This window comes from Streptomyces sp. CRCS-T-1, from assembly GCF_024442335.1.
Lineage (GTDB): Bacteria > Actinomycetota > Actinomycetes > Streptomycetales > Streptomycetaceae > Streptomyces > Streptomyces koelreuteriae.
Genome location: NZ_CP101651.1, coordinates 4235152 through 4258875 on the forward strand (window position 1 = coordinate 4235152; position 23724 = coordinate 4258875).

Below are 23724 nucleotides of genomic sequence, written 5' to 3' on the forward strand. Positions count from 1 at the left end.
CAGCTACGGGACTCTCCCCCACTCTCCGATGACCAATTGCGGAGCGTGGGGGAGATCCTCGGACTTCAGCTCACTCGGAAGTCCGCCACACAGGCTTGAGAAGCTCCGGGTCGAATGTCCTGTTGCCCTTGCCACCCGGCACTGCGATCACGGCGCTCAGCACCTTCTTGATCGCCTCACGCTTCTGTGTGAGCGTCTTCGACCCCCACGAGTTCCTGACGTCTTCCTTGGCTTCCTCGGCCTCCGCCTTCAGAGCTTCGTGCGCCCGCTGATCCGCACGAAGCTCCTTGATCCGCCGTTCGAGGACCGGGAGATTGCGGAAGAACGTCTCATCATCGATGTCCGTGTCCTCGTCGTCGTGCCAACGCCGCTCCAGCTCGTTGCGGCTCCTGACGGCTCGCTCCAGGGCATCGGCCTTGTCCCAGTCCGGTACGTCCTGGGCCTTGCTTGCCGCATCGCGCTCCAACTTGGCGATGACCAGTTCCTCGATGGCCTTGTCTGTCTTGTCGCCCCGCTTGTAGGTCTTGTTGCAGCCGCCGTCCACGGTCTTCTTGCACATGTAGGCGTGCCGATACTTGAGCCAGTCGTTCGCCTTGATCCCGATCATCTTGTTGTTGCAGACCGTGCCGTCCTCCAGCACCTGGCCGCATCGCAGGATGCCGGTCAGCAGGTACTTGTGGACCAGGCCACCGCGCGGCATCCCGGTTCCGCGGCCACGCTCCCTGACCTTGGCCGTGACCGCGAACCACTCCTTAGGAGTGATGATCGACTCCCACTCGCCCACGATGGGCTGATCGTCGCCGTCACGTACAAGCTCGCCCTTGATCTCGCGATATCCACACAGCCGCGCGTTCACCAGGACCTGCTTGACGGTCTGGTACTGGAAGGCGTTCCCGCGACTCGTGATGAAGCCGGCCTCCTTCCACCGGCGCGTGATCTCGGAAATGGAGGCACCCGCGATCACGTCCTTCACCGCCTGACGGATGGCTTCAGCCTCGTCCGGGCGCAACGAGACCTTGTCGTCCTCCCATCCAAAGGGGCGCCACGCCGCTACCGACTGCCCGCGGATCGCCCGGCTGCGGTGGCTGTTCCTGCTCCGACGCTCCTTCTTCCTCGTCTCGCTGAGGGACATGGCGACCCCCAGAAGCCCTTTGATCTCGAAGCCTTCGGCGTAGAGGTCCTGGATGCCGTTCGAGTCGTGGTAGACGCGTCCTTCCTGCGTGGTGAACGCCTTCAGGTACCGCTCCCAGTCACTCGGGCGCCGGTACAGCCGGTCGTCGTTGACTGCCATGACGCCGTGGATCGGGTACCCGTCCGGCGTCGTCCCGGCAGCAAGATCGGCGAGCAGCTGCTCGAAGTCATCGCGAACGATGTTCTCCTTGCTCGCGCTCTTGTCGTTGTCCGTATAGCGGAAGACGACGAGCCATCCGAACCTTCGGGCGGCCTCGGTCATGTCCCGGTGCTGGTCTTCGACGCCGTGGGCATCCTTCACCCGGCCGTCGAACGAGATCCGTGCGTAGCAGACGACGCACTTCAACTCCGGGTCGGAAGCCAGCATGGCGCGCACTTCCTCGACGGACGGCAGTCCCTCGGGCGTACCTCGCAGCTTGCTGACCAACTCCTCGCGCTTGCCCACGTGTTCCCCCTCGGTCCATGTCTGGGCTGCTGGAACGACCGTAGCGCATGTGTGGGTTTCAGTAATGCTCTACAGCATGAAGATCTCGCAGGACATCCGCCGTGAACACGGCGGCACACGGACCGAGATCGAGGAGGGCATGGCGCAGAAGTCGAAGGAGTTCGCGGCGAGCGGGAACCGGGTGTACCTGCCGATCGCGGACTGATCCGCGCCTGATGCGCGCCTGATCCGGCCGTCGGCAGGCCGTGAGGCCGGCAAGCGGCCGACTGGGCACGGGCCGCGAGGGCCGAGGGCTGGGGACACATGGTCCCTGGCCCTGGCCCTGGCCTCCGGGCACGGCCCCTTGGCCTGCGGATGGGTACGCGGAGCCGAACCGGCTTTACTCCGGCTGGTGTTCCGGTCCTCCGTAGTCCGGGCTGGTGTAGTCCGGGCTGCTGTAGCTCGGCCGTGAGCCGCGGTGGCCTTCGTCCGGGCTGGTGAAACCCGGGCGGTCGTAGCCGAGGTGCGGGATGCGGCTGATCGGCGTGGACGAGGAGGTGTGATGCAGTGCGGCGGTCGCGTCCGGGCTGACGAGCGCCTCGCGCAGGAACGGCAGGATGCCCCGCTCCAGCAGGGCCTCGTGCCAGGCGTCCCTGGCCAGGGCCACCTCCCCCTGCAGTTCGTCGTACGGCCCGCCTTCGGCCGTCGGCTTGTTGCGCAGGGCGGTGAGCAGCAGCCCCGCCGCGGCGACGAGGATCGCCACCGCGGTCACGGCGCCGAACACCCAGCCCGTCGTGAGCATGGTCCGCGCGAACGCCTGCTCGGGGTCGAGCATCTGCAGGATGTAGCCAACGAGCAGGAAGATCGCGGCGGCGGTCCCGGCCAGGACCGGTGCCAGGACGGCGACGACGGCGACGGCGCCCGCGCCGGCGGTCTCGGCGACCTCGCCCATGGCGGCGGCGAGCCCCGCCGGGCCCGTGCCCGATTCGGAAGAGCCGGACTCGCGGACCGTCGGCGCGCTCGACGACGACGGCTGGCGCAGTTCCTCACGGACCTTGACGTAGTGCTGGTATTCGGTCGACGCGGCCGCCGTGATGAGCGCGGTGGCGTTCAGCGCCATGGTGCGCAGTTGTTCCGAGTTCAGCCGCTGTCCGACAGCGGCAAGTTCCGGACGGTGTGGGGCGGAGCGCAGCACCTCATCGAGGATCCGCTCGTATTCCTGGCGGTCCTCGCTCAGCAGGTGCTGCGGAACGCTGTTCATGTGCATCCCCCGATGCTCCGTAGGGCTTGGGGCTCGGCATGCTGACGAGCCGTCGGGCAGAAACGGAGGGGAGCCTGCTACGGATAAGCCGATGGTAGAGCCGTGGAGGTGGGCGGTGACAGGGGGTTTACCGAAATTGGCCCTTCACCCGTCCGGTCCTGTGACGGGAAACGCCTGCCCGGTGAACGCTCACGTAGCCAAGGGCAGTTGCTGGACCAGCAGCTTTCCGGCCATGGTCACGCCGCCGTCCATCGCGATGGCGAGTCCGTCGGCGTAGACATGCGGTCCCTCGATCACCGGGTCGCCGCTGTCCTCGTCCTCCTCGGAGCCGACCTCGCCCAGCAGATACGGAATCGGGCTGTGCCCGTGAACGATGCGGGTGCCGCCGTACGTATCGAGCAGGGAGCGCACGGCGTCCGCGCCGCCCTCGTCGCGGAAGGAGAACCGCTTGGTGAACTTGCGGAACAGGTCCCAGACCTCGTCCGCGTCGTTGCGCGTGATCGTCTCGCGGACGGTGTCGTTGACCTCTTCGATGGAACGGCCGTAGTCGAGGTAGGCGGTGGTGTCGGAGTGGACGAGCAGATGGCCGTCGACCTCCTCGACGGCGTCGAGACGGGACATCCACTGCAGGTGGTGGTCCTGGAGGCGGTCCATGTCGGTCTTCTGGCCGCCGTTGAGCAGCCAGGCCGCCTGGAAGGTGGCGGTGCCCGCGCCGGAGTTGACGGGCGTGTCGCCGAACCGCTTGGCGCCGAGCAGCAGCAGCTCGTGGTTGCCCATCAGCGCCTTGCAGTAGCCGCCGGCCGCCGCGGCCTCCGCGGACAGCCGCATCACGAGGTCGATGACGCCGATGCCGTCCGGGCCGCGGTCGGTGAAGTCACCGAGGAACCACAGCCGGGCGGTGCCCGCGCACCAGTTGCCTTCGGCGTCGAGGAGGCCCTTCTCCTGCAGAGCGGCCACCAGCTGGTCGAGATAGCCGTGGACGTCGCCCACGACGTACAGCGGGCCCTGTCCGGTGTTCGGGGGCGGGGCCGCGGAGGTTTCCGGGTCGACGGTCACCTGGACAGTGTCACCCCGGTTGACCACGGGAAGGTCGCGCTGGGTCGGCGTGTATCCCTCGGGATAGGTCTCCTCGGGCGGCGGAGCGACCTCGCCGGAGCTCATGCTCTGGACGTACGGACCGGTCTCGTGGACGTACGCGGGCACCCGGAAGTCGCGCAACGTCGCCGTGCGCTCCACCTCGGGTCCCTGACCGGCCCCCTGAGTCATCGACCCCTCCACCATCAAGCCGCATCTGCACCGCATCGGACTGCCTGGTCGTAGCGGCCCGCCGGTGTCGTGGGCCCATCATAGGAATGCCGATCGCGCCATGTGATGACCCAGGGGTGGTGAATCAGAGCAAGAGTCCAGTTCACCGCGGCTTTCGCCCCGATTGGGCCGGGCTTTGACCACCGTGTGACCGTCCTCGCTTTCTTGCTCTTCGCGAGAACGATCCCTTCTCTCCGGGGGACCGGCCCTGTTTCTCCCCAGGCATGGGACTTTCCCCTCGCCCCGGGTCCGAGGTACCGGACCCGGGGTTCCCCGGTACCGGGGAACTACGCCCCTTCGGGGGACCGCGGCGGGCTGACCGTCGTGCGCGGCGGGCGTCGCTGGGACGACGTGCGCACGATCAGCTCCGTCGGTATCACCTGCTCCACCGGACGGTCGGATTCCACTCCCTCGATGGCGTCGATGAGGAGCTGTACCACCGCCGTGCCGATGCGGCGCGGTTTCAGGGAGAGCGTGGTGATGGGGGGCTCGGTGTTGGCGTACACGGTGGACTCGCTGCAGCAGACCAGCAGCAGGTCGTCCGGTACGCGCAGGCCGTAGCGGCGGGCGGCGGCGAGCAGGTCGGTGCCGTTCGGGTCGAACAGCCCGTAGACCGCGTCGGGCCGGTCGGGGCGGGCCAGGAGCCGGTCGGCGGCGACGGCGCCCGCGCACGGATCGTGCGCCGGATAGGCCTCGTACACCGGATCCTGGCCGACGCGCTCGCACCAGCGCAGGTACGCGGTGGTCGACAGGTGGGTGTAGGTGTCCGTCGTCGTGCCGGTCAGCAGGCCGATGCGGCGGGCGCCGGCGTCGGCCAGGTGGTCGAGGATGCCGAGGACGGCGGCCTCGTGGTCGTTGTCGACCCAGGCCGTGACCGGCAGGGAGCCGGCCGGGCGGCCGTCGGAGACGACCGGCAGACCCTGCCGGACGAGTTCGCTGACGACCGGGTCCTGGTCGGAGGGGTCGATGACGACCGTGCCGTCCAGGGCGACGTTCGACCACACGTCGTGGCGGGAGGTCGCGGGCAGGATGACGAGGGCGTAGCCGCGGGCGAGCGCGGCGGAGGTGGCGGCTCGCGCCATCTCGGCGAAGTACGCGAACTCCGTGAAGGTGAAAGGTTCATCCCCGTACGTCGTCACGGTCAGGCCGATGAGTCCCGACTTGCCGGTACGGAGGGTCCGGGCGGCGGCCGAGGGCCGGTAGCCCAGCCGGTCGGCCACCTCGCGGACATGGCGCCGGGTGGCGTCCGGAAGCCGGCCCTTGCCGTTGAGGGCGTCGGAGACGGTCGTGATGGAGACTCCGGCGGCGGCGGCCACGTCTCTGATACCCGCCCGACTCGGCCGACTGCCTCGACGGGAGGTTTCCGCGCGGCTCACCTGGTGCTTCCCTGCTGCTGTCATGGCGAGCCGATAGTAGGGCTCATGCGGTGGGGTAGTGCGGACGCATATGCAGACGTTGACAGGCACGTTTCTGCATGATCATTTCAGTTCAATTGCCTGGGAAGCCAAGGGAGTTAAGCGCTCTCATGCCAGGACGTGACTTGTCGGCCCGCACGAGCCTGCCAAGGGGGCGAGGTTGCGAAGAGGTCTCAACTCACCTGCACGGGGGATGCGCGCCACGGCGTGCACCACCGGCGCGTAGATATATGTGAGGCGCGCCCCCGGATTCGTACGCCTTCGGGCGGCGATGCCCCTGATGCCGGTGGGACGTGGGAGGCCGGCACTCAGCGCTCCGCCTGGGGTGTACGCAGCGGCGCCGAATCCTCATAAGGTGAGGAGTATTGGATGTCGGCGGCGGTCATGGGCCGCCGGTCTTCGCGAGGAGGACTGCGGTGAGCGAGACGAGCCCCAAGCTGCGCGGCGAGCTGGAGGGAATCCCCACCTACAAGCCGGGCAAGCCCGCTGCGGCAGGCGGGCCGGTGGCCTACAAGCTGTCCTCCAACGAGAACCCGTACCCGCCGCTGCCGGGCGTGATGGAGACCGTGACGGCGGCGGCCGGCAACTTCAACCGCTACCCGGACATGGCCTGTACCGGGCTGATGAACGAGCTGTCCGAGCGGTTCGGCGTTCCCCTCACCCACCTGGCCACCGGCACCGGGTCGGTCGGTGTCGCCCAGCAGCTGATCCAGGCCACCTCCGGCCCCGGCGACGAGGTGATCTACGCCTGGCGGTCCTTCGAGGCGTACCCGATCATCACGCAGGTCAGCGGCGCGACCTCAGTTCAGGTGCCACTGACCGCCGATGACGTCCACGACCTCGACGCGATGGCCGACGCGATCACCGACCGGACCCGGCTGATCTTCGTCTGCAACCCCAACAACCCGACCGGCACGGTCGTGCGGCGGGCGGAGCTGGAGCGCTTCCTCGACCGGGTGCCGGGAGACGTGCTGGTGGTCCTCGACGAGGCCTACCGCGAGTTCATCCGCGACCCCGAGGTGCCGGACGGTGTCGAGCTCTACCGCGACCGGCCCAATGTCTGCGTCCTGCGGACCTTCTCCAAGGCGTACGGCCTGGCCGGTCTGCGCGTCGGGTTCGCCATCGCCCATGAGCCGGTGGCGGCGGCGCTGCGCAAGACGGCCGTGCCGTTCGGGGTGAGCCAGCTGGCGCAGGAGGCGGCGATCGCCTCGATGCGTGCCGAGGACGAACTGTTCGGCCGGGTCGGCTCGCTGGTGGGTGAGCGCACGCGCGTGGTCGACGGGCTGCGCGCCCAGGGCTGGACGGTGCCCGAGACCCAGGCCAACTTCGTGTGGCTGCGGCTGGGGGAGCGCACGGTCGCCTTCGCGCAGGCGTGTGAGCAGGCGGGCGTGGTGATCCGGCCGTTCCCGGGTGAGGGTGTGCGGGTCACGGTCGGGGAGACCGAGGCGAACGACATCTTCCTGAAGGTGGCGGAAGGGTTTCGCAAGGAGCTGTAGTGCTCCGTGAGCCGGGCTTTGAGTCAGGCGTCCACGAGTTCCACGCGCACGGGGTCGCCGCCCCGCACGGTCGCGAGCAGGCCGGGGTCGCCGTCGATGCGGCCCAGGACGTTGCACGGGCTTGCGAGGCGGCACTCCTCGCCCTGTGAGATCGGCGTGGGCCCGTAGGGGAGGGCGAGCGCGTCGCCGTCGGCCCAGAAGGCGACCGTGCCCGGCTCTACGACCTGCCGGGCGTCCGTTTCACGTGAAACCGACAGTCCTGTGTCGAAGTACACCTCCTCGCCCCAGGTGCGGGCGGTGGAGACGAGGGGCAGTGCCTGGGCGAGGGACTGGGCGGTCGGGGTGTCGTCGAGGGTCGCGGTGAGGTGCCCCGCGGGCCATGAGATCCGTATCTGTAGCGGTGTCTGCATGGCGTCGATTCAACAATATGTTGAAGTTCGCGCCAAGGGGTTCGGTTCCGGCAGGGGCCCCCTTTGGGGCTCGAAAGTCCGTGCTGCATAATGGCTTGTGAATGTGAACGCTTTCACAAGCGTATGTAAGGAGCGGCGACGTGGACCTGGCTTTGGCGCCGGAGACCCTGGCGCGATGGCAGTTCGGCATCACCACCGTCTATCACTTTCTGTTCGTCCCCCTGACGATCTCGCTGGCCGCTCTCACGGCCGGGCTGCAGACCGCCTGGGTGCGGACGGAGAAGGAGAAGTACCTCCGGGCGACGAAGTTCTGGGGCAAGCTCTTCCTGATCAACATCGCGATGGGCGTGGTCACCGGCATCGTGCAGGAGTTCCAGTTCGGCATGAACTGGTCCGACTACTCGCGCTTCGTGGGTGACGTCTTCGGTGCGCCGCTCGCCTTCGAGGCGCTGATCGCCTTCTTCTTCGAGTCCACCTTCATCGGCCTGTGGATCTTCGGCTGGGACAAGTTGCCCAAGAAGATCCACCTGGCCTGCATCTGGATGGTCTCGATCGGCACGATCCTGTCGGCGTACTTCATCCTCGCGGCCAACTCCTGGATGCAGCACCCGGTCGGCTACCGGATCAACGAGGCGAAGGGGCGCGCCGAGCTCACCGACTTCTGGCTGGTGCTGACGCAGAACACCGCGCTCGCCCAGGTCTTCCACACGCTCACCGCGGCCTTCCTGACCGGCGGCGCCTTCATGGTCGGCATCGCCGCCTTCCACCTGGTCCGGAGGAAGCATGTGCCGGTGATGAAGACCTCGCTGCGGCTGGGCCTGGTCACCGTCGTCATCGGCGGCATGCTCACCGCGATCAGCGGCGATGTCCTCGGCAAGATCATGTACGAGCAGCAGCCGATGAAGATGGCAGCGGCCGAGGCCCTCTGGGACGGCGAGAAGCCCGCGCCCTTCTCGATCTTCGCCGTCGGTGACGTCGACAAGGGGCACAACAAGGTCGCCATCGAGATCCCCGGCCTGCTGTCCTTCCTCGCCAAGGACGACTTCACCTCGTACGTCCCCGGCATCAACGACGTCAACAAGGCCGAGCAGGAGAAGTACGGCCCCGGCGACTACCGGCCCAACATCCCGGTCGCCTACTGGGGCTTCCGCTGGATGATCGGCTTCGGCATGACGTCGTTCGCCATCGGCCTGGCCGGACTATGGCTGACCCGGAAGAAGTTCCTGTTGCCACAGCACTTGAGGGTGGGTGAGGACGAGGTGCCGCATCTCGTGCTCCTGCCGAAGAAGGCGCTCGGCCCGACCCTCACCAAGTGGTACTGGCGCATGGCGATCCTCACCCTGGGCTTCCCGCTGATCGCCAGCTCCTGGGGCTGGATCTTCACCGAGATGGGACGCCAGCCGTGGGTCGTCTACGGCCTGTTCCAGACGCGTGACGCGGTCTCCCCCGGTGTCTCCCAGGCCGAGGTCATCACCTCGATGGTCGTCTTCACCACGCTGTACGCGATCCTCGCCGTCATCGAGGTCAAGCTGCTGGTCAAGTACGTCAAGGCGGGCCCGCCCGAGCTCACCGAGGCCGACCTCAACCCGCCCACGAAGATCGGCGGCGACTCCCGTGACGCCGACAAGCCGATGGCCTTCTCGTACTAGGCCGAGGGAGCTGCACAGTCATGGAACTGCACGACGTCTGGTTCGTCCTGATCGCCGTCCTGTGGACCGGCTACTTCTTCCTGGAGGGCTTCGACTTCGGGGTCGGTGTGCTCACGAAGCTGCTCGCCCGCAACCGGCCCGAGAAGCGGGTGCTGATCAACACCATCGGGCCCGTCTGGGACGGCAACGAGGTCTGGCTGCTCTCGGCGGGCGGTGCCACCTTCGCCGCCTTCCCCGAGTGGTACGCGACGCTCTTCTCCGGCTTCTACCTGCCCCTGCTGCTCATCCTGGTCTGCCTGATCGTCCGGGGCGTGGCCTTCGAGTACCGCGTCAAGCGGCCCGAGGAGAGCTGGCAGCGCAACTGGGAGACGGCGATCTTCTGGACCTCGCTGCTCCCCGCGTTCCTGTGGGGTGTGGCCTTCGGCAACATCGTGCGGGGCGTGCAGATCGACCAGGACTTCAACTACGCCGGCGGCGTCCTGGATCTGCTCAACCCGTACGCGCTGCTGGGCGGTCTGGTCACCCTGGCGCTGTTCACCTTCCACGGGACGGTGTTCGTCGGTCTCAAGACCGTCGGGGAGATCCGGGAGCGGGCGCGGAAGCTGGCGCTGCGCGTCGGGCTGGTGACCGCCCTGCTGGCCCTCGCCTTCCTGCTGTGGACGCAGGCCGAGCGGGGCGACACGGCGTCGCTCGTCGCGGTGGTCGTGGCCGTCGCGTCCCTTCTCGTGGCGCTGGTCGCGGCGCGGGCCGGGCGTGAGGGCTGGGCGTTCGCCCTGTCGGGGCTCACCATCGTGGCCACGGTGGCGATGCTCTTCCTGACGCTGTTCCCGAACGTCATGCCGTCGACGCTCAACCCGGAGTGGAGCCTGACGGTCACCAACGCCTCGTCCAGCCCGTACACCCTGAAGATCATGACCTGGTGTGCCGGGATCGCCACCCCGATCGTCCTGCTCTACCAGGGCTGGACCTACTGGGTGTTCCGCAAGCGAATCGGTACGCAGCACATCGCCGACCCCGCGCACTGAGGTGTGTTTCACGTGAAACCAATCGATCCGCGTCTGCTCCGGTACGCCCGTGCCACCCGGGTCTTCCTGGGGGCGGTCGTCGCCCTGGGTGCCGTCGGGGCGGGGTTGGTCATCGCGCAGGCGATGCTCATCGCCGAGGTGGTGGTCGGCGCCTTCCAGCACCGCATGCCGGTGTCGGAACTCGGCACTCCCCTGCTGCTGTTGGCCGTCGTCGCGGTCGGCCGGGCGCTGGTCGGCTGGCTCACCGAGCTGGCAGCGCACCGGGCGAGCGCGGCGGTGAAGTCCGAGCTGCGGGGGCGGCTGCTGGAGCGATCCGTGCGGCTCGGGCCCGGGTGGCTGAGCGGGCAGCGGACCGGTTCGCTGGTCGCCCTGGCCACTCGGGGAGTCGACGCCCTCGACGACTACTTCTCGCGGTATCTGCCGCAGTTGGGTCTCGCGGTGGTCGTGCCGGTGGCGGTGCTGGCGCGGATCGTCACCGAGGACTGGGTCTCCGCGGCCATCATCGTGGGCACCCTGCCGCTCATCCCGGTCTTCATGGTCCTGATCGGCTGGGCCACGCAGTCCCGGATGGACCGTCAGTGGCGGCTGCTGTCCCGGCTGTCCGGGCACTTCCTGGACGTCGTCGCCGGGCTGCCCACGCTGAAGGTCTTCGGCCGTGCCAAGGCGCAGGCCGAGTCGATCCGGCGGATCACCGGCGAGTACCGGCGGGCGACCATGCGGACGCTGCGGATCGCCTTCATCTCCTCCTTCGCGCTGGAGCTGCTCGCGACGATCTCGGTGGCGCTGGTCGCCGTGACGATCGGTATGCGGCTGGTGCACGGCGAGATGGACCTGTACATCGGCCTGGTCATCCTGATCCTGGCGCCCGAGGCGTATCTGCCGTTGCGGCAGGTCGGGGCGCAGTACCACGCGGCGGCTGAGGGGCTCGCCGCCGCTGAGGAGATCTTCGAGGTCCTGGAGACGCCCGTTCCCGCGTCCGGGTCCGAGGCCGTGCCCGAGGGTGCGCTGGCGTTCGAGGGCGTGACGGTCCGGTACCCGGGGCGCTCGGCGGACGCCGTGTCGGACGTCTCCTTCACCGTCGAGCCCGGGGAGACGGTCGCTCTCGTCGGGTCGAGCGGGGCCGGGAAGTCGACGCTGCTCGGTGTGCTGCTGGGGTTCGTGCGGCCGGCCGAGGGGCGGGTGAAGGCCGGGGGAGTCGACCTCGCCGACGCCGACCTGGAGCAGTGGCGCTCCCGGATCGCGTGGGTGCCGCAGCGGCCGCATCTGTACGCCGGGACGATCGCCGAGAACGTACGGCTGGCGCGGCCCGACGCCGATGACGACGCCGTACAGCGGGCGCTGCGGGACGCCGGGGCGCTGGAGTTCGTGGACGCCCTGCCGGAAGGCGCGGAGACCGTGCTCGGCGAGGACGGGACCGGGCTGTCGGCCGGGCAGCGGCAGCGGCTCGCGCTGGCCCGGGCGTTCCTCGCGGACCGGCCCGTGCTGCTGCTCGATGAGCCGACGGCCGCGCTGGACGGGGCCACCGAGGCCGAGGTCGTGGCCGCGGTACGGCGGCTGGCGGCCGGGCGGACGGTGCTGCTGGTGGTGCACCGGCCGGCGCTGCTGGGGGTGGCGGACCGGGTGGTGCGCCTGGCCGAGCCCGAGACGGCCGCTGCGCCGGTCGCGCCCGCCCCGGTTCACCAGCGGGGTTCGGTGGCGGGCGAGCTGACCGCCCCGGTCGACGTGACCGAGCCTCATGGGGAATCCGCTTCGGGCCCTGTCCTCACACGTGTTCGTGCCATGTCCGGTGCCCGGCGCGGGCGGCTGGTCCTCGCGCTGCTGCTCGGCAGTCTCGCGCTCGGGAGCGCCGTGGGGCTCATGGCCACCTCCGGGTGGCTGATCTCGCGGGCCTCGCAGCAGCCGCCCGTGCTCTATCTGATGATGGCCGTCACGGCGACACGGGCCTTCGGGATCGGGCGAGCCGTGTTCCGGTACGCCGAGCGGCTCGTCTCGCACGACGCCGTGCTGCGGATGCTGGCGGACACCAGGGTCGCGGTCTTCCGTCGGCTGGAGCGGCTGGCGCCCGCCGGGCTGCGCCGGACCCGCCGGGGAGATCTGCTCTCCCGGCTCGTCGCCGACGTGGACGCGCTGCAGGACTACTGGCTGCGGTGGCTGCTGCCGGCCGGGGCGGCCGTCGTGGTGTCGGCCGCGTCCGTGGGCTTCACGGCGTGGCTGCTGCCGGAGGCCGGGGCCGTGCTCGCGGCCGGGCTGCTGGCGGCGGGCGTGGGAGTGCCGCTGATCACCGGTGCCGTGGCGCGGCGGGCCGAGCACCGGCTGGCCCCCGCTCGCGGCGTACTGGCGACCCGGGTCACCGATCTGCTCACCGGCACCGCGGAGCTGACCGTCGCCGGTGCCTTGCCCGCGCGGACCGCCCGGGCACGCGAGGCCGACGGGGCGCTCACCCGGATCGCCTCGCGCGCCGCCACCGCCACGGCCCTCGGCGACGGACTCACCGCGCTGATCTCCGGCCTGACCGTCACGGCCGCCGCCCTGGTCGGCGCTCAGGCGGTCGCGGCCGGGCGGCTGGACGGCGTGACCATGGCCGTCGTCGTCCTCACCCCTCTGGCCGCCTTCGAGGCCGTGCTCGGGCTGCCGCTCGCCGCGCAGTACCGGCAGCGGGTGCGCAGGAGCGCCGAGCGGGTGTACGAGGTGCTGGATGCCCCGGAGCCCGTGGGGGAGCCGGAGCGGCCCCGGCAGGCGCCCGCGTCGCCGTTCCCGGTGGCCGTCAAGGGGCTGACCGCGCGGTACGAGGGGCAGGACCGGGACGCGGTCGCCGGGCTCGATCTGACCCTCGAGGAGGGCCGCCGTGTCGCCGTGGTCGGACCGTCCGGCTCCGGCAAGACGACGCTGGCGCAACTGCTGCTGCGGTTCCTGGACGCAGGGTCGGGTGCGTACACGCTGGCGGGCGTGGACGCCTACGCGCTGCACAGCGACGACGTACGGAAGCTCGTCGGGCTGTGCGCGCAGGACGCGCATCTCTTCGACAGCTCGCTGCGCGAGAACCTGCTGCTCGCCAAGAAGGACGCCACCGAGGACGAACTGCGTGCCGCGCTCGGCCGGGCCCGGCTGCTGGACTGGGCCGAGGGCCTGCCCGACGGGCTCGACACGCTCGTCGGCGAGCACGGGGCGCGGCTGTCCGGAGGGCAGCGGCAGCGGCTGGCGCTGGCCCGCGCGCTGCTCGCGGACTTCCCCGTCCTGGTGCTCGACGAGCCCGCCGAGCATCTCGACCTGCCGACGGCGGACGCGCTGACCGCCGATCTGCTGGCCGCCACCGAGGGCCGTACGACTCTGCTCATCACGCACCGGCTGGCGGGCCTGGAGGCGGTCGACGAGGTGCTCGTGCTGGATCGGGGACGGGTGGTGCAGCGCGGGTCGTACCCGGAGCTGGTGGCGGTGGACGGGCCGCTGCGGGAGATGGCGGAGCGGGAGGCGGCGTCGGAGGAACTGGTCGGGAGCGCGGTGGAGGCGTGATCCCTGACGGGGCCGCGCGCACTGATCCATTCGGAGCAGCCGGTCCCCCAGCCGTACGACCCGAACAGGACCGGGCCCGCGGAGCTGGGCGAGGATCGCTGACATGCGCTCATATCGCCGCTATCGCCTGCTCGTTCCGGCTCTGCTGTGCGCGCTGGCGGCCCTCGCGGCCCGGCCGACGGCGGCGGACAAGGAGCCCGGGGGCGGCGGGGACACGGGCATCAGCGCCGAGGTGGCGCGGCTCTACGAGGACGCCGCGGCGGCGACGCAGCTGTACGAGGCCGGCCGCAAGGAGGCCGACGTGCAGCGGGCCAAGGCGCAGCGGGCGGAGGCTCTCCTGGACACTCAGCGGCGGCACATCGCGGGTCTGAACGAGGACCTGGGCCGGATCGCCCGTGCCCAGTACCGGGGCAGCGGGGGTCTGCCGGTGGCCGTGCAGATGCTCCTCGCCGACAGCCCCGACGACCTGATGCGAGGTCAGCACGCCTTCTCGCAGACGAATCTCGCCGTGAACAACGCGATCTCCAAGAGCCGCCGGGCCGAGGCACGGCTCACCGCGGACGAGGCCAGGGCCGCTGCCGAATGGCAGGCGCTGGAGAAGCGGAACGTCCAGCTGGCCGAGCTGAAGTCGGGCATCGAGCAGAAGCTCGAAGCGGCCCGCTCACAGCTCCAGGGCCAGGCGGACGCCTCGGTCGCCGCCGGGGCGTGCCGCGGTGCCGTCCGGCTCGACCAGCCGGAGTCGGGGTTCACGAGTGCGTGGGTCGCGCCCGTGGAGACGTACGAGCTGTCCGCTTCCTACGGCAGCGGCGGGGCGCGGTGGTCGAGCCGGCACACCGGGCAGGACTTCGCGGTGCCGATCGGCACGCCCGTGCGGTCCGTGGGGACGGGCCGGGTGGTGAGGGTGTCCTGCGGCGGCCCCTTCGGCATCGAGATCGTGCTGAAGCACGCGGGCGGCTACTACACGCAGTACGCCCATCTCGCGTCCGTCGCGGTCGACCAGGGGGAGGAGGTCGGCCCCGGCCAGTGGATCGGCCAGTCGGGCACCACGGGCAACTCCACCGGACCGCACCTGCACTTCGAGACCCGGGTCACACCGGAGATGGGTTCGGCGGTGAACCCGGTGTCGTGGCTGGAGGAGCGCGGGGTGTCGCTCTGACGGAGCGGCTCGACCGCGTTCGTGAGAGCGGGCGGCACCTACAGCCGTTCGGCCACCAGCTGCTCGATCACGACGGCGACCCCGTCCTCGTTGTTCGCCACCGTCCGTCCCGAGGCCGCGGCGATCACGTCCGGGTGGGCGTTGCCCATCGCGTACGACCGGCCGGCCCAGGTCAGCATCTCGACGTCGTTCGGCATGTCGCCGAAGGCGACGACCTCCTCGTGCGAGATGCCGCGCTCGGCGCAGCACAGGGCGAGCGTGCTGGCCTTGGACACCTCGGGGCCGCTGATCTCCAGCAGGGCGCTGGGGCTGGAGCGGGTCACACTGGCGCGGTCGCCGATCGCGAGCCGGGCCAGGGTCAGGAAGGCGTCGGGGTCGATCTCCGGGTGGAAGGCCAGGATCTTCAGCACCGGCTCCCCGGCTGCCCGGTGATCAGGGCCCAGCAGCTCCTCCGCCGGGGCGAGGCTGTCGGGGATCTCCATGTGCAGCTTCGGGTACGCCGGCTCCTGGTAGAAGCCGTAGGTCTGCTCCACCGCGTACACCGTGCCCGGCGCCGCGTCGCGCAGCAGCCGTACGGCGTCCAGCGCGTTCTCCCGCTCCAGCTCCCGGACCTTCACGAACTTGTGGGTGCCGGGGCCGCCGTGCAGGTCGACCACGGCGGCGCCGTTGCCGCAGATCGCCAGTCCGTGGCCGTGCACATGGTCGCTGACGACGTCCATCCAGCGGGCCGGGCGGCCGGTGACGAAGAAGACCTCGATGCCCGCCTCCTCGGCAGCGGCCAGCGCGGCCACCGTGCGGGGGGACACCGACTTGTCGTCGCGCAGCAGGGTGCCGTCGAGGTCGGTGGCGATCAGCCGCGGCGGGAGGGTCTCGGCCGCGGTATCGGGCTGTCGGGTCGCTGAGGTCACCGGGTCATTGTCCCGCAGATGCCCGCACGGGCGTGCGGGGCTCCGCACAGGTGAGTGGATGCCGCTCCCACCAGGGCTTTCCTGAGGAATGAGCCCAGGAGGGAGCCCTCAGAGGCCTCAGCGCAACTGCGCCGGTGCCTCCATGGCGATCTGCTCGAAGACCTTCTCGTCCGCCGCGAAGGGCGAGTCCGGGATCGGCCAGTGGATCACCAGCTCCGTGAAGCCCAGTTCCGCGTGCCGGCCGGCGAAGTCGACGAAGGCGTCCAGCGACTGGAGCGGGCCGGTACGGTCCGGCGTGAACCCGGTGAGCAGGACCCGGTCGAGGCCGGTCATGTCCCGGCCGACCTCGGCGCAGGTGTCGGCCAGCCTCTCGGCCTGCCCGCGCAGGGCCTGGACCGACTGCTCAGGGGTGCCGTTCTCGTACAGCTTGGGGTCGCCGGTGGTCACCCAGGCCTGGCCGTGCCGGGCGGCGAGCCGCATCCCGCGCGGGCCGGTCGCGGCGACCGCGAACGGCAGCCTGGGGCGCTGCACACAGCCGGGGATGTTCCGCGCCTCGTGAGCCGAGTAGAAGTCGCCCTCGTACGACACCGTGTCCTCGCTGAGGAGCCGGTCGAGCAGCGGGACGAACTCGGCGAAGCGGTCGGCGCGCTCGCGCGGTGTCCACGGGTCCTGGCCGAGCGCGGTGGCGTCGAAACCGGAGCCGCCCGCGCCGATGCCCAGCGTGATCCGCCCGCCGGAGATGTCGTCCAGGGAGATCAGCTCCTTGGCGAGGGTCACCGGGTGCCGGAAGTTCGGCGAGGTCACCAGCGTGCCGAGCCGAAGCCGCTCGGTGACGGCCGCGGCGGCGGTGAGGGTCGGCACGGCGCCGAACCACGGGCCGTCCCGGAAGCTGCGCCAGGACAGATGGTCGTAGGTGTACGCGGTGTGGAAGCCGAGCTGCTCGGCGCGTGTCCAGGCCGTACGGCCGCCTTCGTTCCAGCGGCGGTACGGGAGGATCACGGTGCTCAGACGCAGACTCATGGCATCGAGACTAAAGGAGCCCCGCGGGTGGCCCGTGTTTCACGTGAAACAAGTCACCGTCATCGGCTGGTCACGCTCAGCGGGTCAGCGGGGTCCGGGGAAGCGGAGATATCCCGGCGGTACGGCCTCGGTCAGCCACACGCCGTTCGCGCTCACGCGGAAGACATGGCCATCGCGGTGCATGGCGGCCGTGTCCACCGTCAGGACGACCGGCCGGCCTCGGCGGGCACCGACACGGGTCGCCGTCTCGCGGTCGGGGGAGAGATGCACGTCGTGCCGGTTCATCGGCCTGAGGCCCTCGACCCGGATCGCGTCCAGGTGACGGGCGACGGTGCCGTGGTAGAGGTGCGCGGGCGGGGTCGCCGCCGGCAGCCCGAGGTCGACCTCGACACTGTGGCCCTGGCTGGCGCGGATCCGGGTGCCCTCGACGGCGAACCGGCGCTTGTCGTTGGTGAGGACGACATGGTCCAGTTCGTCGCGGGTGAAGCGGAAGCCGTGCGCGGCGGCCGCGGCGATCAGTGTGTCGATCTCCACCCAGCCGCCCTCCTCGAGCGCCAGACCGATCCGCTCGGGCTGGTGGCGCAGATGCTTCGAGAGATACTTGGACACCTTCACGGTGCGTCTTTCGTCCATCCCACCAGAGTGCGGGAGAGACGCGAATCACGCGATCGAGTATTGCTTCCGAGGTTTGATCCACAGCCAAGTACTGTTATCCACAGGGGAATTGACGGTTCTGTGGACAACTAGCCCTCGAAACCGGGGGCTTGGGCCCGCCCCGCCGCCGCACGGGCCGTCACATCGGCGGCTTCATCCGCGCGATCCTCCGCAGCATCCCCGGTGCCAGCCGCGACAGCACCCGCGCACCCCGCGCCTCCGGCGTGACCGGAACGACCGCCTCGTCGCGCTCCACCGCGCGCAGGATCGCGGCGGCCACCTTCTCCGGCGGGTAGTTCCGCAGCCCGTACAGACGGGCGGCGCGCTGCTGGAGCCTCGTCTCCTCCTGGGCGTCGGCCCCGGCGAAGTGCGCCGTCGACGTGATGGCGGTGTTGACGATGCCGGGGCAGACCGCCGTCACGCCGATCCCCTGCCCGGCGAGCTCCGCGCGCAGGCACTCGCTGAGCATCAGCACGGCCGCCTTGGAGGTGCTGTAGGCGGGCAGGGCCCGGGACGGCAGATACGCCGCCGCAGAGGCCACGTTGACGATGTGGCCGCCCTGCCCGCGCTCGGCCATCCGCCGGCCGAAGAGCCGGCAGCCGTGGATCACGCCCCACAGATTGACGTCGAGGACCTTCTTCCAGTCCTCCGGCGTGGTGTCGAAGAAGGACCCGGACAGCCCGATCCCGGCGTTGTTGACCAGGACGTCCACCACCCCGTACTCGAGGCTGACCTTCTCGGCGAGCTTCTCCATGGCCTGCTCGTCGGAGACATCGGCCGTCTCCGCCCAGGCCGCCGAGGCGCCCAGGAGACGGGACGACTCGGCGGTGCGGGCCGCCGCCTCCCCGTCCCGGTCGACGGCGACCACGCGTGCGCCGGCCTTCGCGTACGCCAGCGCGGTCGCCCGCCCGATGCCGCTGCCCGCCCCGGTGACCAGCACGAGCTGCCCCGAGAACCGCTCGGCGTGCCTGCCGCCCGACGCCGCCGGGGACCGGCCGTCCTCGACTGACCTCACGAAATCCCCGATCCACGAAGCGAGCTGATCCGGACGGGTGCGCGGGATCCAGTGCCCCGCCGGGAGCGTCCTGCGGGTCAGCTTCGGAACCCACCGCTCCAGCTCGTCGTAGAGGCGCTCCGACAGGAACCGGTCCCCCAGGGGCGTGATGAGCTGCACGGGTGCGTGGGCGTGCGCGTCCGGGCGCGGCCTGCGCAGCCGGGGCCGCACGTTGTCCCGGTACAGCCAGGCGCCGTGCGCCGCGTCCGACGGCAGGGACGAGGTCGGGTAGCCGTCGCGCGGCACCTTCTCCACCCGCTCCAGGACCTTCGGCCAGCGTTTGCCGAGCGGGCCGCGCCAGGCCAGCTCGGGCAGCACGGGCGTGTGCAGCAGGTACACGTACCAGGACTTCGCGCCCTGCCCGAGGAGCTGGCCGACCCGGCGCGGGGTGGGCCGCTTCACGCGCCGGTCGATCCAGTGGCCGAAGTGGTCCAGGGACGGCCCGGACATCGAGGTGAAGGAGGCGATACGGCCCTCGGTGCGCCGGACGGTGGTGAACTCCCAGGCCTGCACCGAGCCCCAGTCGTGCCCGACCAGGTGCACGGGCCGGTCCGGACTGACCGCGTCCGCGACGGCCAGGAAGTCGTCCGTCAGCTTCTCCAGCGTGAACCCGCCCCGCAGCGGCCGCGGCGCCGTCGACCGGCCGTGGCCGCGGACGTCGTACGCCACCACGTGGAACCGCCCGGCGAGCCGCGCGGCGACCTCGGACCACACTTCCTTGCTGTCGGGGTAGCCGTGCACGAGGACGACCGTAGGGCGACTCGGATCGCCCAGCTCGGCCACGCACAGCTCGACTTCGCCGGTCCGTACCCAGCGCTCCCGCGCGCCCGTGAGCAACGTCATCCGGCGAATCTGGCAGTTGTTAGAGAAATCGTCAATAGCGCGCGGGTCGGGCTGCTTCCCCGGTCGTGGTAACTCTCAGGCAGCAGGTCCCCTAAGGGCCCGTACTACTCCAGGGTGACCCGGATACAGCTCTGCGGAGTGACGACCACCACGCCCGTGGCCCCTACCTTCGAAGGGTGACTGTGATCGCGACCGAAAGCCTGAGCAAGCGGTTCCCGAGGGTGACCGCGCTTGACCGGCTCTCCGTGGACGTCGGGCCCGGTGTGACCGGACTCGTCGGAGCCAACGGGGCCGGCAAGTCCACACTGATCAAGATCCTGCTGGGTCTGTCCCCCGCCACCGAGGGCCGCGCCGACGTGCTCGGCCTCGATGTCGCCACCAGGGGCGCCGACATCCGCGAGCGGGTCGGCTACATGCCCGAGCACGACTGCCTGCCGCCGGACGTCTCGGCCACCGAGTTCGTCGTCCACATGGCGCGCATGTCCGGCCTGCCGCCCACCGCCGCGCGCGAACGCACGGCCGACACCCTGCGCCACGTCGGCCTGTACGAGGAGCGCTACCGCCCCATCGGCGGCTACTCGACCGGCATGAAGCAGCGCGTCAAGCTCGCCCAGGCCCTGGTGCACGACCCCCAGCTGGTCTTCCTGGACGAGCCGACCAACGGCCTCGACCCGGTCGGCCGCGACGAGATGCTCGGCCTGATCCGCCGGATCCACACCGACTTCGGCATCTCCGTCCTGGTCACCTCGCACCTGCTGGGCGAACTGGAGCGCACCTGCGACCACGTCGTCGTCATCGACGGCGGCAAGCTCCTGCGCTCCAGCTCCACCACGGACTTCACCCAGACCACCACGACCCTCGCCATCGAGGTCACCGACACCGACGAGCACCCCGACGGCACCCGCGCGGTGCGCGACGCGCTGGACGCGCGCGGGGTGAGCGTCGAGGACGGCAGCGGCCTGCCGGGCGCCGGCCACGTGCTGCTGCTCACCGCCCAGGGCGAGGAGACGTACGACCTGGTCCGGGACGTGATCGCCGACCTCGGACTCGGCCTGGTGCGCATGGAGCAGCGCCGGCACCACATCTCCGAGGTCTTCACGAACAGCGACGAGCGCGAGCAGCGGAAGGAGGCGGTCGGCCATGGCGGTTGAGCACTCCACGGGGACATCGGCCCCGGCACCGGGTGACCAGACCCGCATCCACAACATCGGCTACCGCAGCTACGACGGCCCGCGCCTCGGCCGCGCCTACGCCCGCCGCTCCCTGTACTCGCAGTCCCTGCGCGGCTCCTACGGCCTCGGCCGCTCGGTGAAGTCCAAGGTGCTGCCGATGCTGCTGTTCGTGGTGATGTGCGTGCCCGCGGCCATCATGGTCGCCGTCGCGGTCGCCACCAAGGCGGGCGCCCTGCCCGTGGACTACACGCGCTACGCGATCGTCATGCAGGCCGTCATCAGCCTGTACGTCGCCTCGCAGGCACCCCAGTCCGTCTCGCGGGACCTGCGCTTCAAGACGGTGCCGCTGTACTTCTCGCGGCCCATCGAGACCGCCGACTACGTCCTCGCCAAGTTCGCGGCGCTGGCCTCGGCGCTGTTCGTCCTCACGGCCGCTCCCCTGCTCGTGCTCTACGTGGGCGCGCTGCTGGCCGAGCTCGACTTCGCCGACCAGACCAAGGGATTCGCACAGGGACTCGTCTCCGTGGCACTGCTCTCACTGCTGTTCGCCGGTATCGGCCTGGTCATCGCGTCCTTCACCCCGCGCCGCGGCTTCGGCATCGCGGCCGTGATCGCCGTGCTGACCATCACCTACGGCGCGGTCTCCACCCTGCAGGCCATCGCCGACGTCCAGGGCAGCAGCGACGCCGTGCCGCTGATCGGGCTGTTCTCGCCGATCACGCTCGTCGACGGGGTGCAGTCCGCGTTCCTCGGCGCGACCTCCGCCTTCCCCGGCGGGGTGGGCCCGAGCAACGCCGAGGGCGTCGTCTTCGTCCTCGTCGCCCTGGGCCTGATCGCGGCGAGCTACGGCCTCCTGATGCGCCGCTACAAGAAGGTGGGACTGTGACCACGCTCTCCATCGACCATGTCTCCCGCTGGTTCGGCAACGTGGTCGCCGTCAACGACATCACCATGACCATCGGCCCCGGCGTCACGGGCCTCCTCGGCCCCAACGGCGCCGGAAAGTCCACCCTCATCAACATGATGGGCGGCTTCCTCGCCCCCTCCACCGGCACGGTCACGCTCGACGGGCAGCCCGTGTGGCGCAACGAGCAGATCTACCGGCACATCGGTGTCGTCCCCGAGCGCGAGGCGATGTACGACTTCCTCACCGGGAAGGAGTTCGTCCTGGCCAACGCCGAACTGCACGGCCTGGGCGCCAAGGCGGCCCAGAAGGCGCTGGCCACGGTCGAGATGGAGTACGCGCAGGACCGCAAGATCCAGACGTACTCCAAGGGCATGCGCCAGCGCGTGAAGATGGCCTCCGCCCTGGTCCACGACCCGTCCCTGCTCCTGCTGGACGAACCCTTCAACGGCATGGACCCGCGCCAGCGCATGCAGCTGATGGACCTGCTGCGCCGCATGGGCGACGAGGGCCGCACGGTGCTGTTCTCGTCCCACATCCTCGAAGAGGTCGAGCAACTCGCCTGGCACATCGAGGTCGTCGTCGCCGGCCGGCATGCCGCCAGCGGTGACTTCCGCAAGATCCGGCGCCTGATGACCGACCGGCCGCACCGCTACCTGGTGCGTTCCAGCGACGACCGCGCCCTCGCGGCCGCGCTGATCGCCGACCCGTCGACGTCCGGGATCGAGGTCGACCACGCCGAGGGCGCGCTGCGCATCCAGGCCGTCGACTTCGGCCGCTTCACGGCTCTGCTGCCGCGTGTGGCGCGCGAGCACGGCATCCGCCTGCTCACGGTCTCGCCGTCCGACGAGTCCCTCGAGTCCGTCTTCTCGTACCTGGTCGCGGCGTAGGAGGCCCTGATGTATGACCCCACAGTCGCCCGGCTCACCTACCGGGCCCTGCTCGGCCGGCGCCGGGCCCTCATCCTCGGTGCCCTGCCCCTGCTGCTGATCGTCATCGCCGTGGCGGTGCGCGGTCTCACCGGCGCGGACGACCAGACGGCCTCGGACCTGCTGGGCGGGCTCGCCCTCGCCACGATGGTGCCGCTGATCGGCGTCATTGCCGGAACGGGCGCGATCGGGCCGGAGATCGACGACGGCTCGGTGGTGTATCTGCTGTCCAAGCCGATCAAACGGCCGACCATCATCTTCACCAAGCTGATCGTCGCCGTCGCCGTGACGATGGTGTTCTCCGCGGTGCCGACGCTCATCGCCGGGTTCATCCTGAACGGCAACGGCCAGCAGATCGCCGTGGCCTACACGATCGCGGCCCTGGTCGCCTCCATCGCGTACGCGGCGATGTTCCTGCTGCTCGGCACGGTCTCCCGGCACGCGGTGGTGTTCGGCCTCGTCTACGCGCTGGTCTGGGAGGCCCTGTTCGGCTCCCTGGTGCCGGGTGCCCGCACGCTGAGCGTCCAGCAGTGGTCGCTGGCCGTCGCCCAGAAGGTGTCCGGCGGAGACATGGTGACCTCGGACGTCGGCCTGACGACGGCGACGGTGCTGCTGGTCGGCGTCACGGTCCTCGCCACCTGGTACGCCGGTCAGAAGCTGCGCTCACTGACCCTCGCCGGCGAGGAGTGAGGTGCCCCGGCCTTGACGGGGGCATCACCTCGGTCGGGGCACACTGGGCAAACGGGATGTAGGGGCACCACACGGGAGTTGGACGGCTGGGAGGAGACCGGGATGGCGGGCGACAAGGCTCAGCATGAGGACGACGCTTGGGACGACCTCGTTCTGGACGACGACTTCATACGCTCCGCCGAGACCTCCGAGCCGTCCGCCCGGGCCCGGATGCTCGCCGAGCGCTGGCGCCGTGAGGAGCCGGAGCCGCAGCCCTGGCGCTCCGACGAGCCGCCCGCGGGCTGGTTCTTCAGCAAGGTCCGGCGGCGCGGATGGCGCAGGCGCTGACGCCGGGCGATTTATTCGGTGGCGTCCAATTCGCCCGGCGGGCAGAGTGGTTGTGTTCACCCCGCCGGGCAAGGAAGTCCGGCGTCGAGTTCTGGGAGAGGAGCGGGACGATGCCCATGCACGGCAGTACGTCCAGCTCCCTTCAGGGCAGCCCGCGGCGGGCTCCGGAGTAGTCGCTACCCCACTCCGTAGAACTCGCCCCATACGGGGAGCTGCCCGGGGCGGCCGCTTCGAGCACGCGAATCGCACTCGCGTGGGCCGCCCACCCGGAGGATTGGCCGAGTGGTAAGGCACTGGCTTGCTCTGTTTTTGATCAGAAGCGAGTCGCGGTCGGGCTTCAACAGCCCGCGCACGTTCGATCCGTGCATCCTCCGCCGCACG

At 70.2% G+C, this 23724-nt stretch carries 19 protein-coding genes, 1 tRNA gene and 1 pseudogene; 12 read left to right on the plus strand and 9 right to left on the minus strand.

Going from position 1 to position 23724, the window contains the following annotated elements; genetic code table 11:
* Positions 1 to 70: 70 nt before the first annotated feature.
* Positions 71 to 1636: a recombinase family protein gene (locus NNW99_RS19115; RefSeq protein ID WP_251057859.1), complete on the minus strand. Its 1566-nt coding sequence runs from the start codon at positions 1634 to 1636 to the stop codon at positions 71 to 73.
* A 73-nt stretch (positions 1637 to 1709) separates the two neighbouring features.
* Between NNW99_RS19115 and NNW99_RS19120 the strand changes: the two are divergent.
* A pseudogene (locus tag NNW99_RS19120) lies at positions 1710 to 1841 on the plus strand (thiamine biosynthesis protein ThiC); the annotation flags it as partial.
* 174 nt (positions 1842 to 2015) lie between these two features.
* On the opposite strand, the gene NNW99_RS19125 reads toward NNW99_RS19120, so the two are convergent.
* From NNW99_RS19125 to NNW99_RS19135, 3 genes are all read right to left on the minus strand, one after another.
* Positions 2016 to 2882, minus strand: coding sequence for a hypothetical protein (locus tag NNW99_RS19125; RefSeq protein ID WP_215120351.1), 867 nt, complete (start codon positions 2880 to 2882; stop codon positions 2016 to 2018).
* Positions 2883 to 3065: 183 nt separating this feature from the next.
* On the minus strand, positions 3066 to 4157 hold the full coding sequence (locus NNW99_RS19130; protein WP_251057860.1) for a metallophosphoesterase family protein: 1092 nt from the start codon (positions 4155 to 4157) through the stop codon (positions 3066 to 3068).
* Between the two features lie 311 nt (positions 4158 to 4468).
* Positions 4469 to 5581: a LacI family DNA-binding transcriptional regulator gene (locus tag NNW99_RS19135; RefSeq protein ID WP_215120353.1), complete on the minus strand. Its 1113-nt coding sequence runs from the start codon at positions 5579 to 5581 to the stop codon at positions 4469 to 4471.
* 431 nt (positions 5582 to 6012) lie between these two features.
* On the opposite strand from NNW99_RS19135, the gene hisC reads away from it, so the two are divergent.
* Positions 6013 to 7092: a histidinol-phosphate transaminase gene (hisC, locus tag NNW99_RS19140; protein ID WP_215120354.1), complete on the plus strand. Its 1080-nt coding sequence runs from the start codon at positions 6013 to 6015 to the stop codon at positions 7090 to 7092.
* A gap of 23 nt (positions 7093 to 7115) precedes the next feature.
* Here the strand turns inward: hisC and NNW99_RS19145 are convergent, their stop codons facing one another.
* Entirely contained in the window at positions 7116 to 7502 is a 387-nt protein-coding gene (locus NNW99_RS19145) for a cyclophilin-like fold protein (protein WP_215120355.1), read from the minus strand.
* Between the two features lie 140 nt (positions 7503 to 7642).
* On the opposite strand from NNW99_RS19145, the gene NNW99_RS19150 reads away from it, so the two are divergent.
* From NNW99_RS19150 to NNW99_RS19165, 4 genes are all read left to right on the plus strand, one after another.
* The gene (locus NNW99_RS19150; RefSeq protein WP_215120356.1) at positions 7643 to 9151 is read left to right on the plus strand and encodes a cytochrome ubiquinol oxidase subunit I; all 1509 of its coding nucleotides are present in this window, start codon (positions 7643 to 7645) and stop codon (positions 9149 to 9151) included.
* A gap of 20 nt (positions 9152 to 9171) precedes the next feature.
* Positions 9172 to 10176, plus strand: coding sequence for a cytochrome d ubiquinol oxidase subunit II (gene cydB, locus NNW99_RS19155; RefSeq protein WP_215120357.1), 1005 nt, complete (start codon positions 9172 to 9174; stop codon positions 10174 to 10176).
* A 12-nt stretch (positions 10177 to 10188) separates the two neighbouring features.
* Positions 10189 to 13686, plus strand: coding sequence for a thiol reductant ABC exporter subunit CydD (cydD, locus tag NNW99_RS19160; protein WP_215120358.1), 3498 nt, complete (start codon positions 10189 to 10191; stop codon positions 13684 to 13686).
* Between the two features lie 103 nt (positions 13687 to 13789).
* Positions 13790 to 14842, plus strand: coding sequence for a M23 family metallopeptidase (locus NNW99_RS19165; RefSeq protein WP_215120359.1), 1053 nt, complete (start codon positions 13790 to 13792; stop codon positions 14840 to 14842).
* A 38-nt stretch (positions 14843 to 14880) separates the two neighbouring features.
* On the opposite strand, the gene NNW99_RS19170 is transcribed toward NNW99_RS19165, so the two are convergent.
* From NNW99_RS19170 to NNW99_RS19185, 4 genes are all read right to left on the minus strand, one after another.
* Positions 14881 to 15768 carry a Cof-type HAD-IIB family hydrolase gene (locus NNW99_RS19170; RefSeq protein ID WP_215124354.1) on the minus strand — a complete coding sequence of 296 codons (888 nt, stop codon included), beginning with the start codon at positions 15766 to 15768 and terminating at the stop codon, positions 14881 to 14883.
* Positions 15769 to 15867: 99 nt separating this feature from the next.
* Complete coding sequence (locus NNW99_RS19175; protein WP_215120360.1) at positions 15868 to 16770, minus strand: LLM class flavin-dependent oxidoreductase; 903 nt, start codon at positions 16768 to 16770, stop codon at positions 15868 to 15870.
* Between the two features lie 84 nt (positions 16771 to 16854).
* Positions 16855 to 17403, minus strand: a complete 549-nt coding sequence (locus tag NNW99_RS19180) for an RNA 2'-phosphotransferase (RefSeq protein ID WP_215120361.1) — start codon at positions 17401 to 17403, stop codon at positions 16855 to 16857.
* A gap of 160 nt (positions 17404 to 17563) precedes the next feature.
* The gene (locus NNW99_RS19185) at positions 17564 to 19321 is read right to left on the minus strand and encodes an SDR family oxidoreductase (RefSeq protein ID WP_215120362.1); all 1758 of its coding nucleotides are present in this window, start codon (positions 19319 to 19321) and stop codon (positions 17564 to 17566) included.
* A gap of 182 nt (positions 19322 to 19503) precedes the next feature.
* Here NNW99_RS19185 and NNW99_RS19190 point away from each other — a divergent pair, with 182 nt between their 5' ends.
* The 6 genes from NNW99_RS19190 to NNW99_RS19215 all read left to right on the plus strand — a co-directional run bounded on the left by NNW99_RS19190 (position 19504) and on the right by NNW99_RS19215 (position 23717).
* The gene (locus NNW99_RS19190; RefSeq protein ID WP_215124355.1) at positions 19504 to 20472 is read left to right on the plus strand and encodes an ABC transporter ATP-binding protein; all 969 of its coding nucleotides are present in this window, start codon (positions 19504 to 19506) and stop codon (positions 20470 to 20472) included.
* Positions 20462 to 21379 (plus strand): ABC transporter permease, encoded by a 918-nt coding sequence (locus NNW99_RS19195; protein ID WP_215120363.1) that lies wholly within the window; start codon positions 20462 to 20464, stop codon positions 21377 to 21379. Before NNW99_RS19190 ends, NNW99_RS19195 begins: the two co-directional genes overlap by 11 nt.
* The gene (locus tag NNW99_RS19200) at positions 21376 to 22287 is read left to right on the plus strand and encodes an ABC transporter ATP-binding protein (RefSeq protein ID WP_184593781.1); all 912 of its coding nucleotides are present in this window, start codon (positions 21376 to 21378) and stop codon (positions 22285 to 22287) included. Before NNW99_RS19195 ends, NNW99_RS19200 begins: the two co-directional genes overlap by 4 nt.
* Positions 22288 to 22296: 9 nt before the next feature.
* Positions 22297 to 23016, plus strand: coding sequence for an ABC transporter permease (locus NNW99_RS19205; RefSeq protein WP_215120364.1), 720 nt, complete (start codon positions 22297 to 22299; stop codon positions 23014 to 23016).
* Positions 23017 to 23118: 102 nt separating this feature from the next.
* On the plus strand, positions 23119 to 23343 hold the full coding sequence (locus tag NNW99_RS19210; protein ID WP_215120365.1) for a hypothetical protein: 225 nt from the start codon (positions 23119 to 23121) through the stop codon (positions 23341 to 23343).
* A 268-nt stretch (positions 23344 to 23611) separates the two neighbouring features.
* Positions 23612 to 23717, plus strand: a tRNA-OTHER gene (locus NNW99_RS19215).
* The last annotated feature ends 7 nt before the right edge of the window (positions 23718 to 23724 follow it).